We start from the raw sequence: 14,161 nt of genomic DNA, 5'->3' as shown, positions 1-14,161 counted from the left end.
GATCTCCTTGCAAGACTGAGAGTTGAACGGAGGGCGGCACCGTCAGAGCGCCGAGACCAGCTTCAGCACGACCGGGCCTGCGGCACGGGCCGCCGACGCAGCCTCGGAACGGCGCGTCAGACGGCCATGCGGCGCGCAATAGCTCGAGCCCGGCTGGCGCGGGTGGCCGCAGAAGGTGATCTCCTCACCGTCCTTGTCGCCGCCATAGGGATAGCGGCAGTCGGCCGGCTCGAGCTCGACCAATTGGATCAGGCGCGGCTGGATGCCGACACAGCGCAACTTCACCCGCGCCGCAGGCTTCATGGCGGACTTCGGCGGCAGATTGAGGCTCGGCCACGCCACCCGGCGCGGCGAAAGCAGGCTGGGTTCACCCGGCAAGGGCGGCGCGAGCGCCGGGCTCGTCATCCATTGCGGCACGATGAGCCCGAGCCGCTTGGCGCGGCCGACCACCGCGCTGCGCGTATAAGCCGTTCCAAACCTTGCGTTTATCTGTCTTCCGATCTCCGCATAAGACATGCCTTTGTGAAAATAGTCGCGAAGCGCGTCGGAGTGCTCCGACGGCCAATGGCCCGGTTCCATGCTGCTGTCCTGTGATGCGCCTCCACCCGGGAGGCGAGACGCACATTCTGTTATTCCGAATACAGAGTCAAGCCGTATTTCTGATATTCATAATTGCATCAATTCCGAATTTCGGATTACAAGAGGCGAGACGGTGCGTAATCGAGGGAATCACCATGTTGGACGTAGCAATGATCGAGCGGGGCCTGGAGAAGACGGGCAAGAGCAAGGGCGGCCTGGCTGCGGCCATGGGCGTGCGGCCCGGCGCGGTCTCGGAGATTCTCGGCGGCGAGCGCCTGGTGAAGGCCTCGGAGATCATTCCGATCATGGAATATCTCGAGCTCAATCTCGCGCCGATCATGGGGCGCGTCGGAGCCGGCGCCGTGATCGAGCCGGACTACGAACAGGTTCCGCCGGAAGGTCTCGGCGACGTCGCGTTGCCCTTCCCGATCATGGAAGAGACGATCGCATTCGAGATCGTGGGCGATTCGATGCTGCCCAAATACGAAAGCGGCGACGTGATCGTCGTCTACAAGGACCAGCGCCACCCGCTGTCGAGCTTCTACGGCGAAGAGGCAGTGGTCCGCCTCAAGACCGGCGAGCGCTATCTGAAGACCATCGAGCGGGGCAAATCTCCCTCAGTGGTCAACCTCACGAGCTTCAATGCCAAGCCGATCGTCGGCGTCAAGCTTGACTGGGTCGGGGAGATCTGCCTGTCCATGCCCAAGGGACAGCTTGAGCGGCTGCGTGCGAAGTCGGCGCGGCCGCGCAAGAAGGGCAAATGAGAGCCGCCGCTTCTGATTAATAGAAATCACACTTGACATAGTTCCGATTTTCGGAAATAATCTGCCGAGTCCCGACCATGGGGCGCGGCAGGGTCGTTTCATGCAATACTTCGTCGTGATGATCGATTACGGACGGCGGGGCCGCGAGGCGGTCGTCGATCCCGAAATCACCCGGCGCGAGGTCATTTCCCGCCTCGCCTCGGGTGAGTATCGGAACGTCTCGTTCATCCACGAGATCGTGGAGAACTCGGTCGAAGATGTCACCGCGGCCATCCTGGCCGAGGCGGCCCTCCCACGGATCGAGCCCGAGGACGTCGATCTCCAGGCAATCCGCCTCGACCACATCCACGACCTGCGCAAGCACGAGAGGACGTGACGCAGGCCCACAGCATGATCCGGACCTGAAGGGCCGCGTTAGCGCAAAGTGTGCAGCGGTTTTCCGAAACGATCATGATCAATCAACAGCCTAAAGCGAGATGACGATTCATCCTAATCGCATCGCGCTTTAGAGCTCGCGCCACCATCCCGTTGGGCATTACACCAGGAGAACGGTCGATCCCGTGGTCTTGCGTGCCGCAAGATCGGCATGCGCCTTGGCGGCGTCCTTCAGCGGGTAGGTCTGGTGCACCTCGATCTTGACCGCGCCGGACTTGACGACGTCGAACAGCTCATTCGCCATCGCCACCAGATTTTCGCGCTTGGCGGCGTAGGTAAACAGCGTCGGACGCGTGACGTAGAGCGAGCCCTTCTGGGCGAGCAGGCCAAGATTAAGCGGCTCCACCGCGCCGGAGGACTGGCCGAACAGCGCGGCGACGCCGAGCGGGGCGAGGCAATCCAGCGATTTCAGGAACGTGTCCTTGCCGACGGAGTCGTAAACCACTGGCACTTTCTTGCCGCCGGTGATCTCGTCGACCCGCTTCACGAAATCTTCCCTTGTATAGATGATGACATGGTCGCAGCCATGCGCCTTGGCGAGCTTCGCCTTCTCGTCGTTGCTGACGGTGCCGATCACGGTCGCGCCGAGATGCTTGGCCCACTGGCTCAAGATCAGGCCGACACCGCCGGCGGCCGCATGCAGCAGGATGGTATCGCCGGCTTTCACCCGATAGGTCTGGCGGATCAGATATTGCGTGGTGAGCCCCTTGAGCATCATCGCCGCCGCCGTCTTGTCGTCGACGCCGTCGGGCAATTTCAACAGCCGGTCGGCGGGGATCAGCCGCGCCTCCGAATAGGCCCCGAGCGGCGAGGCGCCATAAGCGACGCGATCGCCCGGCTTCAGATCGCTGACGCCAGGCCCGACCTCTTCGACGACGCCAGCCGCCTCGCTGCCGAGCCCGCTCGGCAGTTGCGCCGGATAGAGGCCGGAACGGTTATAGATGTCGACGAAATTGAGGCCGACCGCGGTGTGGCGGATGCGCGCCTCGCCGGGCCCAGGTTTGCCGACGCTGACCTCCTCCCAGACCAGGACTTCCGGACCGCCGGTTTTGTGAAAGCGAATGGCATGCGTCATGGGCGTGCTCCTTTATCGTTGAAATGAAAGTTCGAACACCGGATCGGCCTGTGAAATAGGCATTTGGTCCGCCCGTTACAGTATAGAAGCCGTAACAAGAATGTCACAGCGAACCACAAACAGCCGCCGTTCCGCCTCCGTTCGAAAGAGTTGATGAGGGCCCCGCGGCGACCCGCAGTAGCGTTGCGCGGGGTTTGATGGTCGCCTGCGAAGGAGAGCCGAGATGCCAGCTTACGTTCAGCATCATCAGGACGTCGAAATCGCGCCAGTGAATTGCCCTACCTGTATGGGGTTCCTGCCGATGTATGTGCGCGAGGTCGAGCCGCATTGGAGCCTAGCCAAGATCGACTTCGTCTATGAATGCGCCGATTGCGGCGCCGAGCTCAGGCAGACGATCCGCAAGCCGGAGCTGCTGCGGCACTGATCGCGCCAACAGCGAAGCGCTTAACTATTTGCGCTTAGCGGAAAAAACGCCGTTCACGCGGGTCAGATGTCTCCCAAACGTGGCTTGTCCTTTGCCTGGAACGCAGGCAGAACAAGCTTCACGCAAGACCTTTGGGAGCGCCCTTTCGTGGCTGATCAGAAGGCCTCGACCTCGATCGAGGCAGTGGAGAGCGGCCTCGCCGCGCAGGGCTACATCGCGAGCCGGCAGATCGCGACTGCCGTCTATTTGTCGCAGCAGATCGAGAAGCCGATCCTGGTCGAGGGCCCCGCGGGCGTCGGCAAGACCGAGCTCGCCAAGGCGATCGCGGCTTGGCGCGGCATGAAGATGATCCGCCTGCAATGCTATGAGGGCCTCGACGAGGCCAAGGCGCTCTACGAGTGGAAATACGCCAAGCAGCTTCTCTACACGCAGATCCTCAAGGACAAGCTCGGCGAGGTTCTCGGCGGCGCGCAGACGCTGCATGCCGCGCTCGACCAGCTCCACGATTTCGGCGACGTGTTCTTCTCCAAGGAATTCGTCGAGCCGCGGCCGCTGCTCCAGGCGCTTGAGCAGCCGGGCGGCTGCGTGCTCCTGATCGACGAGATCGACAAGTCGGACGCCGAATTCGAATCGCTGCTGCTGGAAATCCTGTCCGACTTCCAGGTCACGATCCCCGAGCTCGGAACCGTTTCGGCGATCACGCCGCCGACGGTGATCCTCACCTCCAACAGCGAGCGCGACCTCGGCGATGCCCTGAAGCGACGCTGCCTGCATCTGCATATCGGCTTTCCCGAGCAGCGGCTCGAGGAGCGCATCGTCGAAAGCCGCGTGCCCGGCATCTCGCAGACGCTGCGGCGGCAGATGGTCGGCTTCATCCACGAGATCCGCTCGCTCGACCTGAAGAAGCTGCCCTCGGTCAGCGAGACCATCGACTGGGCGCGTGTGCTGGTGCTGCTCCAGGCTTCCGAACTCGATACTGAGATCGTCAAGGACACGCTCAACGTGCTCCTGAAATACGAAGCCGACATCGAGGCCGCGACGCCGCAGGTGACGACCTTCATTGCCAAGGCGGCCCGGTCCAACGTCTTCGGTTGACGCCGATGCGCGAAAATCTCCATCGCTTCTTTCGGGCGGCACGCGGGGCTGGCGTTCACGTCTCGCCGGCCGAAAGCATCGATGCGATGCGCGCCGTCGCGCAGGTCGGCCTCTCCGACCGCGCCGTGCTACGCGATGCGCTGCTGCTGACGCTCGCCAAGTCGCAGGACGAGAAGCTCGCGCTCGGCGACTGCTTTGATCTGTTCTTCAGCCAGCCGGAGCCGCGACAGGAGCAGCCTGAGGCTGCCGGCGAAGACGATGCTGCGCAAGGCGAGGATCAGCCGCCCTCCGCCGGCTCGGCGAGCGAGGCGGGCGAAGGTCAGCCTTCCCAGGGCCTGGGTCCCTTGGCGCAGATGCTATTGTCGCAGGATCGCAACGCGATCGCTGCCGCGATTGCCAGCGCCTCCGGCGCGGCCTCCCTGTCCGACATCCGCTACTCCACCCAGCGCGGCATATTCTCCAGCCGCATCCTCGACGCCATGGGCCTCCAGCGCCTGCGCGACGATCTCGACCAACTGACCGCGACCAACCCGTCGCTGGCCGAGCGCCTGCGCGCCGCGCTCGATGCCTTGCGCGAAGCCGTGCGCGATACGGTCTCGCAAGGGCTCGCACTCTATGCCCGCGAGGAGGCCGAAAACCTCCGCAACGAGATCCTGCGCAACGCGCCGCTTGCCCGCATCGAGCGGCGCCAGGTCGCCGAGATGCGTGCCCTCATCCGCCAGATCGCTCGCCGGCTGCGCGAGCGCTATTCCAAGCCGCGCAAGCGCCAGCGCCGCGGCCATCTCGACGTTCGCCGAACGCTCCGCCGCAACGCGGCCTGGGGCGGCGTGCCCTTCCTCACGGCATGGAAGCGCAAGCATCGCGACCGGCCGAAGATCGTCGCGCTGTGCGACGTCTCGGGCTCCGTTGCGCAAGTCTCCGACTTCTTCCTGCTGCTGATCCACTCGCTGCACGAGGTGGTCGACGACGTCCGCTCCTTCGCCTTCTCTTCGCACCTGATCGAAGTCAGCGAGATCCTGGAGACGAAGTCGCCGGAGGAGGCGATGTCCGAGATCATGTCCAAGGTCGGCTTCGGCTCGTCGGATTACGGCGCCTCGTTGGTCGATTTCGAGAAGGAGTTCATGAGCGCGCTGACGCCGCAGACCACGGTGATCGTGCTCGGCGATGCCCGCAGCAACAATCTCGACCCACGCGCCGACATTTTGCGCCGGATCTCCGAGCGTTCGAAGCGGTTGGTCTGGCTCAATCCCGAGGGGCGGCTCGCCTGGGGCTTTGGCGATTCCGAGATGCCGCGCTACGCAACCTTTTGCAGCGTCGTGCGCCAATGCGCCACCGCGCAACAGCTCGAACGCGCTGTTTCCGATATTGTGGCGACTTATCAATAAGCAATAACAGCCGCCTCCGTCAGGCGGCGTTCAGCTCGGCCTGATTGCATTCCCGAAAGTGACGCGCGATTTCGTCGAGCGCGCGCTGCTCCCATTCTTCTGCCTGCGCCAGCCAGAACGGCCGGCGCTTCGAATCGAGCGCCGCGCGCTCTCGGCAAAGGAATTCCTGACTGCGAATTTCCACCAGCCTGTTCATGCACTCCACTCCGGCCGTGTGAAGCCATTCCCCGCAGGCCAAGGTAACAGAGTCCTCAATCTCCCGCCTCATCATTTCTGTGCATATCGCGACGCCAAATAGGACAGTGATGCTTGCCGTGCACTGCGGCAGCTCGCATCGCAACATCAAGTGCGGATCATCAATCAGTGATCGGAGATCGTGACGGTGGTCGTGCACAACGACGTTAACTCTTGTGGCGCAACGAAGTGCCGCAATTTGTGAAGAGATGTTCTAAACAGCTGACCGAATTCCCGACTCATTGTCGTCGCATGGTCTTCATGCGGCGCCGCTAACAGGGGCACGCGAACCGGACGATCGGCTGAGGCACCATGAGCAACGATTTCGACGTTGATCTATCGACCGACCAGTGGGAAGCGCTAAAGGCGCTTCGCAACCCGGTGTCGAACGGTCGCCTCGCGAAGGCCTATCTCGTCGAAAGCCTCGCCAAGCTCGGCCTCGTTGTCATGAATGACGGCGTGCCTGCGATAACATCCACAGGACGCAAGGTGCTGGTGCGCGGCTCATGCCGGCTGCTCGATCTCGTGGCGTGACGAGATCGCCTGCTGCCGCGTAACTGCGCCATCGCCTGAAAAATAACCTTTAGCTCTTCATCGAAATCGGATTTGCTTCTTGCGACAAGATCTGGCTCGCAACGACGCTGCGCCAGACAGGCAAGGGAGCTGATCATGAACGGGCTTGGCGGGCTGAACAAATCCCCCAACGGTGTGGTTATCGGACTTGTGCAGCTGCAGCTGCCTAGCGTGGTGAGCGCGGCCGATCTCGCCAGGCAGACCGAGCGCATCGTCTGGATGGTCGGCAAGGCCCGCCGCAATCTCTCCACCATGGATCTGGTGGTCTTCCCCGAATACTCGCTGCACGGCCTGTCGATGGACACCAATCCGGAGATCATGTGTCGGCTTAACGGACCGGAGGTTGCGGCCTTCAAGCAGGCCTGTGTCGATAACAAGATCTGGGGCTGCTTCTCCATCATGGAGTTCAACCCGCATGGCAATCCCTACAACTCGGGCCTGATCATCGACGATCACGGCGAGATCAAGCTCTACTATCGCAAACTTCATCCCTGGATTCCGGTCGAGCCGTGGGAGCCCGGCGACATCGGCATTCCCGTGATCGAGGGACCGAAGGGCGCGAAGATCGCGCTGATCATCTGCCATGACGGCATGTTCCCGGAGATGGCACGGGAATGCGCCTACAAAGGCGCGGAGATCATGATCCGCACCGCCGGCTACACCGCGCCGATCCGCGAAGCCTGGCGCTTCACCAACCAGGCCAATTCGTTTCAGAATCTGATGATCACCGCAAATGTCTGCATGTGCGGCTCGGACGGCTCGTTCGATTCCATGGGCGAAGGCATGATCGTCAATTTCGACGGCACGGTCCTGGCGCATGGTACGACCGGCCGTGCCGACGAGATCATCACCGCAGAGGTCCGGCCGGATCTCGTGCGCGAAGCCCGCATCAACTGGGGCGTCGAAAACAACATCTACCAGCTCTGGCACCGCGGCTATGTCGCGGTGAAGGGCGGGGCGATGGACTGCCCCTACACCTTCATGCAGGACATGGTCGCCGGCACCTTCCGACTGCCGTGGGAAAACCAGGTCAAGGTCACCGACGGCACCTCGTGCGGCTTCCCGGCCCCGACGCGGATGTTCGGCAAGACGGCGAAGGCGGCGGAATAACCCGGCTTTCTCGGGTGGAACCGCGACAATCTGGCACCGTGGCCCGCGCGCTCGGCAACCTCGTCGGCAATTGCGTCGCAACCGTCGTGGTCGCGGCCCGGGAAGGCGATCTCGACCGGCCAAGGCGGCCAAGGTGCTGGAGGGCGGCGAGGTGGTCGACGTGACGGCGGGATAGAGGTTCGGCGATCAATCGTTCCACTGGAGGAGTGGCGTGCCGTAGGCCCTCCTCCAGACCGACAGAAAGCGCGGAAACCACGAGTGGGCCACGGCACCCTTATAGGCCCAGGTGCGATACTTCAGACCTTGCTCCGAAATCAGCTCCTGATAGCCGCCGTGGAGTTCGGTCGCGGCGCGAATGTCCTTCAGGATTCCTTGCGCGCAGGTCCGATAGGTATCGCCACCCGAGAACTCATCGTAATCCAGCATGCGGTCGGCAAATTCGACGTTGAACGTCGGCCAGGAGGAACGCCCCTGATAGGCGGGAGCTGCAATCTTGTGGATCATCTTGGTCCGCGGGTTGTCCGCCGAAACCAGGAAGTGGAACGTGCTCGGAATGCGAAACCGTGGCTCGGCGATGATCAGATCCGTCGTGGCCGCGAACAGCGCGCGCTCGCTCGCCTCGCTCATATCCCAGAAGCCGCGATGCACGCTGACGAAATCCAATGCGATCGACGATGCCGGTGAGCTCGCCGGGCCGTCCAGGGAATGCCTGATGTAGCCGTTCTTGCCGAAGAGGCGGAGCAGATCCCTCTTGTACTGCGCGAGGTCGCGCCCGAGCAGCCGCTTCAGCTCGTTCTCGCCGACGATCCCGAGCTGCACGCCCCACACGAAGGTCGTGTAGACGCAGGCATTGGTGACGAAACGCCGGCGCTCGGCGCGGGTATCCGTCGCCGCAGAGCGCGGCCCGCTGGCGTCGCACAGCAAATATCTGGTGCCGTCAGTGTCGAAGGACTCCAGCTCGCTCGCAAGCTTCAGGATCGCGCGCTTCAGGTCTCCGCCATATTCGGCCAGCAACAAGCGGCCGGCATGCGCGCATTGCGACATCGCAAGGTAGGACGACGCCCTCTCCTCGGCAGAGATCATCTGCTGCAGACCGGCAAGAATGCCGAGCAGCGTATCCGAGGGTCGCGAAAAATAGTTCACGCCGAGATACCGGCCGCGCCCGGCCGGTACGATGGTCGTGGTGACCACGTTGGCGCGGACGGCCTCCAGCAGCAGGCGCACGCTCTTCTCGAGCAGACGGACCCGCCGCATCGCGTCCTGCGCATTCATGATGGTTTCAGGATCGAGAACGTCGGGATAGAACCAGGCGAAGTCGCGGGGGTAATAGGCGGAGGCGTGCGGTGCGCCGGTGACGAGGAAGGCCTCGGTCACCGAAAAGGCGCTGTCCATCGAGTGCCGATAGAGGTCCTCGATCGCCGACAACGAATGATGCGATTGTCTCAGGAATCGATCACCGAGGAAATTGACCGCCTGAAGGGCGTTGGCGACGAAGGTCGCAGCCATCCCCTGATAGAACCGGTTTTCACGATGTGATGGAAAAGAGATGTCGCTGTTCATGTCCGTCAATCGGCTGATTGTCTCGTGACCCTCGTGATGATGGCCACCATCTTAAACATGACTGATTCGTATCTCTACCCGGTGACTTGCGGGTTCGTGACGCTCGCCTAGGCCTTACGCGGCCCGAAATTCTCGATCACCCGCAGCAGCACACGCGCTCCGGCATCGGCATCGGCAAGCGCGACATGCTCGTCCGGGTGATGGCTGATGCCGCCGCGGCAGCGGACGAAGATCATGCCGACATCGGCAATGTCGATCATCGCCATGCCGTCGTGCCCTGCCCCGCTCGGCAGCTCGAACACGGAGAAGCCTTCGGCTTCGATCGCTTGCGCGATCTGCTGCTTGAGCCAGGGCGCGCAGGGCGCGGTGCGGTTCTCGTGGGTAACGTCGAGCTGAAGCGCCAGCTGTCGCCGCTTGGCGATCGCCTCGATCTGGCGGACGACATCGGCCACCGCGCGCTTGCGATGCATGTCGGTCGGTGCGCGCATGTCGATGGTGAAGGATACCTCACCCGGAATGACGTTGGTCGCGCCGGGCCTCGCCTGGATGTAGCCCACGGTGCCGACGAGGCCGCCCTCGTCGGTGCGGCAAAATTGCTCGATCGCATTGATGCATTCGGCCGCGCCGGCGAGCGCATCTCGGCGCAGCGCCATCGGCACGGTGCCGGCGTGACCGGCCATACCGGTGAGCCGGGCCGCAAGGCGCGTGGCCCCGGTAATGGCGGTGACGACGCCCACCGGCAGGTTCTGCGCTTCCAGCACCGGCCCCTGCTCGATGTGCAATTCGAGATAGGCAAGCAGCTCGCGCCGCGCGCGCGCGGCCGCACCGATATGGTCGGGAGCGAGGCCGAACTGCACGAGCGCCTCGCGCATCGACACGCCGTCGCGGTCGCGCGTGTCCAGGATACTCTCATCGAAGGTGCCGGCCACCGCACGGCTGCCGAGCAAGGTCGAAGCGAACCGCACCCCCTCCTCGTCGGCAAAGCCGATCACCTCGATCGCAAATGGCAGGCGCTTGCCGCGGCGGTTGAGATCGGCGACGCAAGAGATCGCCGTGATCACACCCAGCGGTCCATCCCATTTGCCGGCATCGCGCACGGTGTCGTAATGCGAGCCGAGCATCAGGCAGGGCATGCCCGGCCGGTCGCCTTCGTACCGTCCGCAGACATTGCCGATGGCATCGAGATGGGCGCTCATGCCGGCCTCGCGCATCCACCCCATGATGAGGTCCGCGGCCTTGCGTAGCTCCTTGCTGAGGAAGATGCGGGTGAGTTTTTCGGGCTCTTCCGAGATCGCGCCGAGCTCGTTGATCCGGCGAACGATCTCATTGCCGAGCGATGCATCGTGAACGGTACCAGCGCCCATCTCGGCGAGCTTTCCATCTTTGAGGACACGGCGGTCCTGACGACAATCGATACAAGTTCGGTGCCAGCGAACATCCTCCGGCGCCGTCCCAGTCAGCGCGTGGTTAGCATGAATGCGCCTTGCCGGCCGACCGTCCGACGACCGTCATGCACATGCGCGAGCAGGTTCGGGCTGCTCAACTCCACTGCATACAATGCTTTTATATTGCCCATAAATTAGTCTGCCGCCTTCCTCGCCAAGTTCAGAACACTGATTATTTCATATTTATTTCAAGTACTTATCGCAAACTGCATGCTTCATAGTCTCTGGCACGAAGCTTGCGACATCTGACCCCGGCTCCGCCACGCCGGCGCAGCCGTGAGATCAAGGCGGAACATCCGCCAAGGGGAGCGAGCAATGGATTCTGGCAGGATTTCACGACGTCATGTGTTGCAGGGCGGCGCGGCCCTCACCCTCGGCGCGGCAGCGGGCCTGCGCCCGGCCGTCGCGGCCGAGACCACCATCGGCTTCATTTATGTCGGCTCGCGCGACGACTACGGCTACAATCAGGCGCACGCGCAGGGCGCGGCGGCGCTGAAGAAGATCCCCGGCCTCAAGGTGGTCGAGGAGGAGAAGGTGCCGGAGACCGATGCGGTCGAGAAGACGATCGAGTCCATGATCAATCTCGATGGCGCCACCCTGCTCTTCCCGACCTCGTTCGGGTACTACAATCCGCACATGATCAAGATGGCCAACAAGTACCCGAAGCTCCGCTTCGAGCATTGCGGCGGCCTCTGGAGCGAGAAGGACCCCAAGAACGCCGGCAGCTATTTCGGCTATATCGACGAGGCTCAGTACATCTCCGGCATCGTCGCCGGCCTGACATCGAAGAGCAGCAAGCTCGGCTTTGTCGCGGCCAAGCCGATCCCTCAAGTGCTGCGCAACATCAACGCCTTCACGCTTGGCGCCAAGTCCGTCAATCCAAAGGCCACCACGCAGGTGATCTTCACCGGCGACTGGTCGATGCCGGTCAAGGAGGCCGAAGCCACCAACAGCCTGATCGATCAGGGCGTGGACGTGCTCACCTGCCACGTCGATGGGCCCAAGACCATGGTCGAGAACGCGGCGCGACGCGGCGCCTTCGTCTGCGGCTATCACACCAACCAGTCGGCGCTGGCACCCAAGGCCTATCTCACCGGCGCGGAGTGGAACTGGGAAGCGCTCTATCCGAAGTTCGTCAAGATGATCGCCTCCGGCGAAGGCATCCCGAATTTCTACCGCGGCGGCCTGAAGGAAGAGATCGTCAAGACCTCGCCCTATGGCGAAGCGGTCTCGGCCGAAGCGCGCAAGGCGGCCGACGCGGCCAAGGCCAAATTCCTGTCGGCAGAAGGCTTCGCCATCTTCAAGGGTGGGCTGGTCGACAACAAGGGCAAGACGGTGATCCCTGTCGGTACCGACCGCGGCCAGAAGGATCCTGAACTGGAGAAGATGGACTACCTGGTCGAGGGCGTGCTCGGAGCCACTTCGTGACGACGGAAGCGGCGGATTCCACGGAGGCGGTCGGGACAGTCGCCCCGGCCGCCGATCCCGGTTTCCTCCAGCGTCACGGCGGCACGATCGAATATGTCCTGATCCCGGGCGCGGCGCTGGTCGGCGCGCTCGCGGTGTTCGGCATCTTCGTCGCGATGTTCGGCAAGAATCCGCTCGATCTCTATTTCTACATGTATTACGGCGCGTTCGGCACCTGGTTCTCCTGGCAGAACACGCTGACGCGCGCAGCGCCCCTGATCCTCACCGCACTCTGTACCGCGCTGCCGGCGCAGCTCGGCATGGTCATCATCGGTGGCGAAGGCGCGCTGCTGATGGGCGCATTGTCCGCAACCAGCGCCGCACTCGCGCTTCAAGGCATGCCGCCGCTCGTCGTCCAGGTCGCCATGGTCTGCGCCGGCGTGATCGGCGGCGGGCTGTGGATCATGCTCTCAGGCGGCTTGCGGCAATATCGCGGCGTCAACGAGACCATCTCGAGCCTGCTGCTCGTCTACATCGCGCTCGCGATCCTCAACCATCTCGTCGAGGGGCTGATGCGCGACCCCGCCAGCCTCAACAAGCCGTCCACCCGCGAGATCGGCGCCGCCAACATGATCGGCTCCATTCCCGGCACCGACGTGCATTGGGGGCTCGTGTTCGGCCTGATCGCCGCGATCGCCTCTTACATCCTGATCTATCACACCGTGTTCGGCTTCGCCGCGCGCGTGGCGGGCGGCAACATCCGTGCTGCGAAGATCGTCGGTCTCGGCGTCGACAAGCTGATCCTGACCGTCTGCTTCCTTGCCGGCGGCGCGGCTGGCCTCGCCGGCATGGTCGAGGTCGCCGCCGTGCAGGGACGCACCAACGCCAACCTCGCCGCCGGCTACGGCTTCACCGGCATTCTCGTCGCCTTTCTGGCGCGGCAGAATCCGCTCGCCATCATTCCCGTCGCGATCCTGCTCGGCGGCATCAGCGCCAGCGGCGGCCTGCTGCAACGCCGCCTGGGGCTGCCCGATGCGTCCGTGCTGGTGCTGCAGGGCATCATCTTCGTCTTCGTTCTCGCCAGCGATGCGCTCTACGGCCGCATCGGATTCCTGAAGGGAAAATCCTGAGATGGCAGACGGATCGATTGGCCTCTGGACCGTCCCGCTCGCCGTCCTCGGCGGCGCCATTCGCGTCTCCACCCCCTTCCTGTTCGTGAGCCTGGGCGAATGCATCACCGAGCGCGCGGGCCGCATCAATCTCGGCCTGGAAGGCACGCTGGTGATGGGCGCGATGAGCGCCTATGGCATCTCCTATCTCACCGGCTCTCCGTGGCTCGGGGTGCTTGCCGCCGGCATCACCGGCGCGCTGCTGGGTGCGCTGCATGCCGGCATTTGCTCGCTGCCGCGCGTCAACGACGTTGCCGTGGGCATCGCCTTGATGCTGTTCGGCACTGGCCTTGCGTTCTATCTCGGCAAGCCGCTGATCGAGCCGACAGCGCCGCGGCTGCCCGCCGTCGACTTCGGCTGGTGGAGCGACATCCCGCAAGTCCAGGCAGCGCTGCGCATCAACGTGCTGTTCCTGATCGGCGTGGCGCTGGCGCCAATCCTCTATTGGGCCTTCCGCACCACCCGCTGGGGCTTGCTCATCCGCACCGCCGGCGAGAGCGCGGATGCCGCACGCGCGATGGGCCATTCCGTGCTGCTGATCCGCCTGCGCGCCACCATGGCCGGTGGTTTCCTCGCGGGCATCGGCGGCTCGTTTCTGTCCCTGTTCTACCCCGGAAGCTGGAACGAGGGCCTTTCCTCGGGCCAGGGCATCACCGCCGTGGCGCTCGTGATCTTCGCGCGCTGGGATCCCCTGCTCTGCCTGTGGGCCTCGCTCGCCTTCGGCGGCGCGGCGGCGCTGGGTCCGGCGTTGCAATCGGTCGGCGTCACCTCTGGCTATCACCTATTCAACGCCGCGCCCTACATCCTGACGCTGGCGATCATGATCATCACCTGCTCGCCGAAGCGGACGCTGACCGGCGCGCCCGCCGAACTCTCGATCACACGGTAACACGCACGAGGTCGTCC

At 63.6% G+C, this 14,161-nt stretch carries 15 protein-coding genes and 1 pseudogene; 11 read left to right on the top strand and 5 right to left on the bottom strand.

Translation table 11 applies throughout. The features are described 5' to 3' along the window. Nucleotides 1–42: 42 nt before the first annotated feature. On the bottom strand, nt 43–579 hold the full coding sequence (locus I6F12_RS13205; protein ID WP_157283862.1) for a GcrA family cell cycle regulator: 537 nt from the start codon (nt 577–579) through the stop codon (nt 43–45). Nucleotides 580–734: 155 nt separating this feature from the next. On the opposite strand from I6F12_RS13205, the gene I6F12_RS13200 reads away from it, so the two are divergent. Continuing rightward, a complete protein-coding gene (locus I6F12_RS13200; protein WP_036045323.1) occupies nt 735–1,343 on the top strand; it encodes a S24 family peptidase in 609 nt (202 codons plus the stop codon). Between the two features lie 100 nt (nt 1,344–1,443). After that, nucleotides 1,444–1,719 carry a hypothetical protein gene (locus I6F12_RS13195; RefSeq protein ID WP_036045322.1) on the top strand — a complete coding sequence of 92 codons (276 nt, stop codon included), beginning with the start codon at nt 1,444–1,446 and terminating at the stop codon, nt 1,717–1,719. A 159-nt stretch (nt 1,720–1,878) separates the two neighbouring features. On the opposite strand, the gene I6F12_RS13190 is transcribed toward I6F12_RS13195, so the two are convergent. Next, nucleotides 1,879–2,853: a quinone oxidoreductase gene (locus I6F12_RS13190; protein ID WP_225156510.1), complete on the bottom strand. Its 975-nt coding sequence runs from the start codon at nt 2,851–2,853 to the stop codon at nt 1,879–1,881. A 223-nt stretch (nt 2,854–3,076) separates the two neighbouring features. On the opposite strand from I6F12_RS13190, the gene I6F12_RS13185 reads away from it, so the two are divergent. The 3 genes from I6F12_RS13185 (at nt 3,077) to I6F12_RS13175 (ending at nt 5,757) form a co-directional block, all read left to right on the top strand. Beyond that, the gene (locus I6F12_RS13185) at nt 3,077–3,277 is read left to right on the top strand and encodes a hypothetical protein (protein ID WP_036007702.1); all 201 of its coding nucleotides are present in this window, start codon (nt 3,077–3,079) and stop codon (nt 3,275–3,277) included. A 147-nt stretch (nt 3,278–3,424) separates the two neighbouring features. Beyond that, nucleotides 3,425–4,372 (top strand): MoxR family ATPase, encoded by a 948-nt coding sequence (locus I6F12_RS13180; protein ID WP_036007771.1) that lies wholly within the window; start codon nt 3,425–3,427, stop codon nt 4,370–4,372. A 5-nt stretch (nt 4,373–4,377) separates the two neighbouring features. Then, nucleotides 4,378–5,757, top strand: coding sequence for a VWA domain-containing protein (locus I6F12_RS13175; protein WP_225156509.1), 1,380 nt, complete (start codon nt 4,378–4,380; stop codon nt 5,755–5,757). 19 nt (nt 5,758–5,776) lie between these two features. On the opposite strand, the gene I6F12_RS13170 is transcribed toward I6F12_RS13175, so the two are convergent. Continuing rightward, nucleotides 5,777–5,953 (bottom strand): hypothetical protein, encoded by a 177-nt coding sequence (locus I6F12_RS13170; RefSeq protein ID WP_192893126.1) that lies wholly within the window; start codon nt 5,951–5,953, stop codon nt 5,777–5,779. Between the two features lie 350 nt (nt 5,954–6,303). On the opposite strand from I6F12_RS13170, the gene I6F12_RS13165 reads away from it, so the two are divergent. The 3 genes and pseudogenes from I6F12_RS13165 to I6F12_RS37485 form a co-directional block, all read left to right on the top strand. Further along, the gene (locus I6F12_RS13165) at nt 6,304–6,525 is read left to right on the top strand and encodes a hypothetical protein (protein WP_225152364.1); all 222 of its coding nucleotides are present in this window, start codon (nt 6,304–6,306) and stop codon (nt 6,523–6,525) included. 135 nt (nt 6,526–6,660) lie between these two features. Further along, the gene (locus I6F12_RS13160; protein ID WP_225156508.1) at nt 6,661–7,674 is read left to right on the top strand and encodes a formamidase; all 1,014 of its coding nucleotides are present in this window, start codon (nt 6,661–6,663) and stop codon (nt 7,672–7,674) included. A gap of 38 nt (nt 7,675–7,712) precedes the next feature. Next, nucleotides 7,713–7,849, top strand: a pseudogene (locus tag I6F12_RS37485) (C4-dicarboxylate transporter DctA); the annotation flags it as partial. Between the two features lie 11 nt (nt 7,850–7,860). Here the strand turns inward: I6F12_RS37485 and I6F12_RS13155 are convergent. Both I6F12_RS13155 and I6F12_RS13150 read right to left on the bottom strand, forming a co-directional pair. Next, entirely contained in the window at nt 7,861–9,234 is a 1,374-nt protein-coding gene (locus I6F12_RS13155; protein WP_225156507.1) for a hypothetical protein, read from the bottom strand. Between the two features lie 107 nt (nt 9,235–9,341). Then, nucleotides 9,342–10,598: an allantoate amidohydrolase gene (locus I6F12_RS13150; RefSeq protein ID WP_225156506.1), complete on the bottom strand. Its 1,257-nt coding sequence runs from the start codon at nt 10,596–10,598 to the stop codon at nt 9,342–9,344. Nucleotides 10,599–10,994: 396 nt separating this feature from the next. Between I6F12_RS13150 and I6F12_RS13145 the strand changes: the two genes are divergently transcribed. From I6F12_RS13145 to I6F12_RS13135, 3 genes are read left to right on the top strand one after another with little or no spacing between them, the layout of a single operon-like run. Continuing rightward, the gene (locus tag I6F12_RS13145; RefSeq protein ID WP_225152356.1) at nt 10,995–12,107 is read left to right on the top strand and encodes a BMP family ABC transporter substrate-binding protein; all 1,113 of its coding nucleotides are present in this window, start codon (nt 10,995–10,997) and stop codon (nt 12,105–12,107) included. Next, nucleotides 12,104–13,216 carry an ABC transporter permease gene (locus tag I6F12_RS13140; protein ID WP_225152354.1) on the top strand — a complete coding sequence of 371 codons (1,113 nt, stop codon included), beginning with the start codon at nt 12,104–12,106 and terminating at the stop codon, nt 13,214–13,216. The genes I6F12_RS13145 and I6F12_RS13140 overlap by 4 nt, the downstream gene beginning before the upstream one ends. A gap of 1 nt (nt 13,217) precedes the next feature. Next, entirely contained in the window at nt 13,218–14,144 is a 927-nt protein-coding gene (locus I6F12_RS13135) for an ABC transporter permease (RefSeq protein WP_036007718.1), read from the top strand. Nucleotides 14,145–14,161 lie beyond the last annotated feature (17 nt).

The sequence above is a fragment of the Bradyrhizobium sp. IC4059 genome, from assembly GCF_020193615.1.
GTDB classification, from domain to species: Bacteria; Pseudomonadota; Alphaproteobacteria; order Rhizobiales; family Xanthobacteraceae; genus Bradyrhizobium; species Bradyrhizobium yuanmingense.
This window is presented reverse-complemented; position numbering and strand designations above follow the sequence as displayed.

Coding starts and splice junctions, on each gene's coding strand:
- I6F12_RS13205 (WP_157283862.1), bottom strand. CDS start 579: ATGGAACCGGGCCATTGGCCGTCGGAGCACTCCGACGCGCTTCGCGAC.
- I6F12_RS13200 (WP_036045323.1), top strand. CDS start 735: ATGTTGGACGTAGCAATGATCGAGCGGGGCCTGGAGAAGACGGGCAAG.
- I6F12_RS13195 (WP_036045322.1), top strand. CDS start 1,444: ATGCAATACTTCGTCGTGATGATCGATTACGGACGGCGGGGCCGCGAG.
- I6F12_RS13190 (WP_225156510.1), bottom strand. CDS start 2,853: ATGACGCATGCCATTCGCTTTCACAAAACCGGCGGTCCGGAAGTCCTG.
- I6F12_RS13185 (WP_036007702.1), top strand. CDS start 3,077: ATGCCAGCTTACGTTCAGCATCATCAGGACGTCGAAATCGCGCCAGTG.
- I6F12_RS13175 (WP_225156509.1), top strand. CDS start 4,378: ATGCGCGAAAATCTCCATCGCTTCTTTCGGGCGGCACGCGGGGCTGGC.
- I6F12_RS13170 (WP_192893126.1), bottom strand. CDS start 5,953: ATGAACAGGCTGGTGGAAATTCGCAGTCAGGAATTCCTTTGCCGAGAG.
- I6F12_RS13165 (WP_225152364.1), top strand. CDS start 6,304: ATGAGCAACGATTTCGACGTTGATCTATCGACCGACCAGTGGGAAGCG.
- I6F12_RS13160 (WP_225156508.1), top strand. CDS start 6,661: ATGAACGGGCTTGGCGGGCTGAACAAATCCCCCAACGGTGTGGTTATC.
- I6F12_RS13155 (WP_225156507.1), bottom strand. CDS start 9,234: ATGAACAGCGACATCTCTTTTCCATCACATCGTGAAAACCGGTTCTAT.
- I6F12_RS13150 (WP_225156506.1), bottom strand. CDS start 10,598: ATGGGCGCTGGTACCGTTCACGATGCATCGCTCGGCAATGAGATCGTT.
- I6F12_RS13145 (WP_225152356.1), top strand. CDS start 10,995: ATGGATTCTGGCAGGATTTCACGACGTCATGTGTTGCAGGGCGGCGCG.
- I6F12_RS13135 (WP_036007718.1), top strand. CDS start 13,218: ATGGCAGACGGATCGATTGGCCTCTGGACCGTCCCGCTCGCCGTCCTC.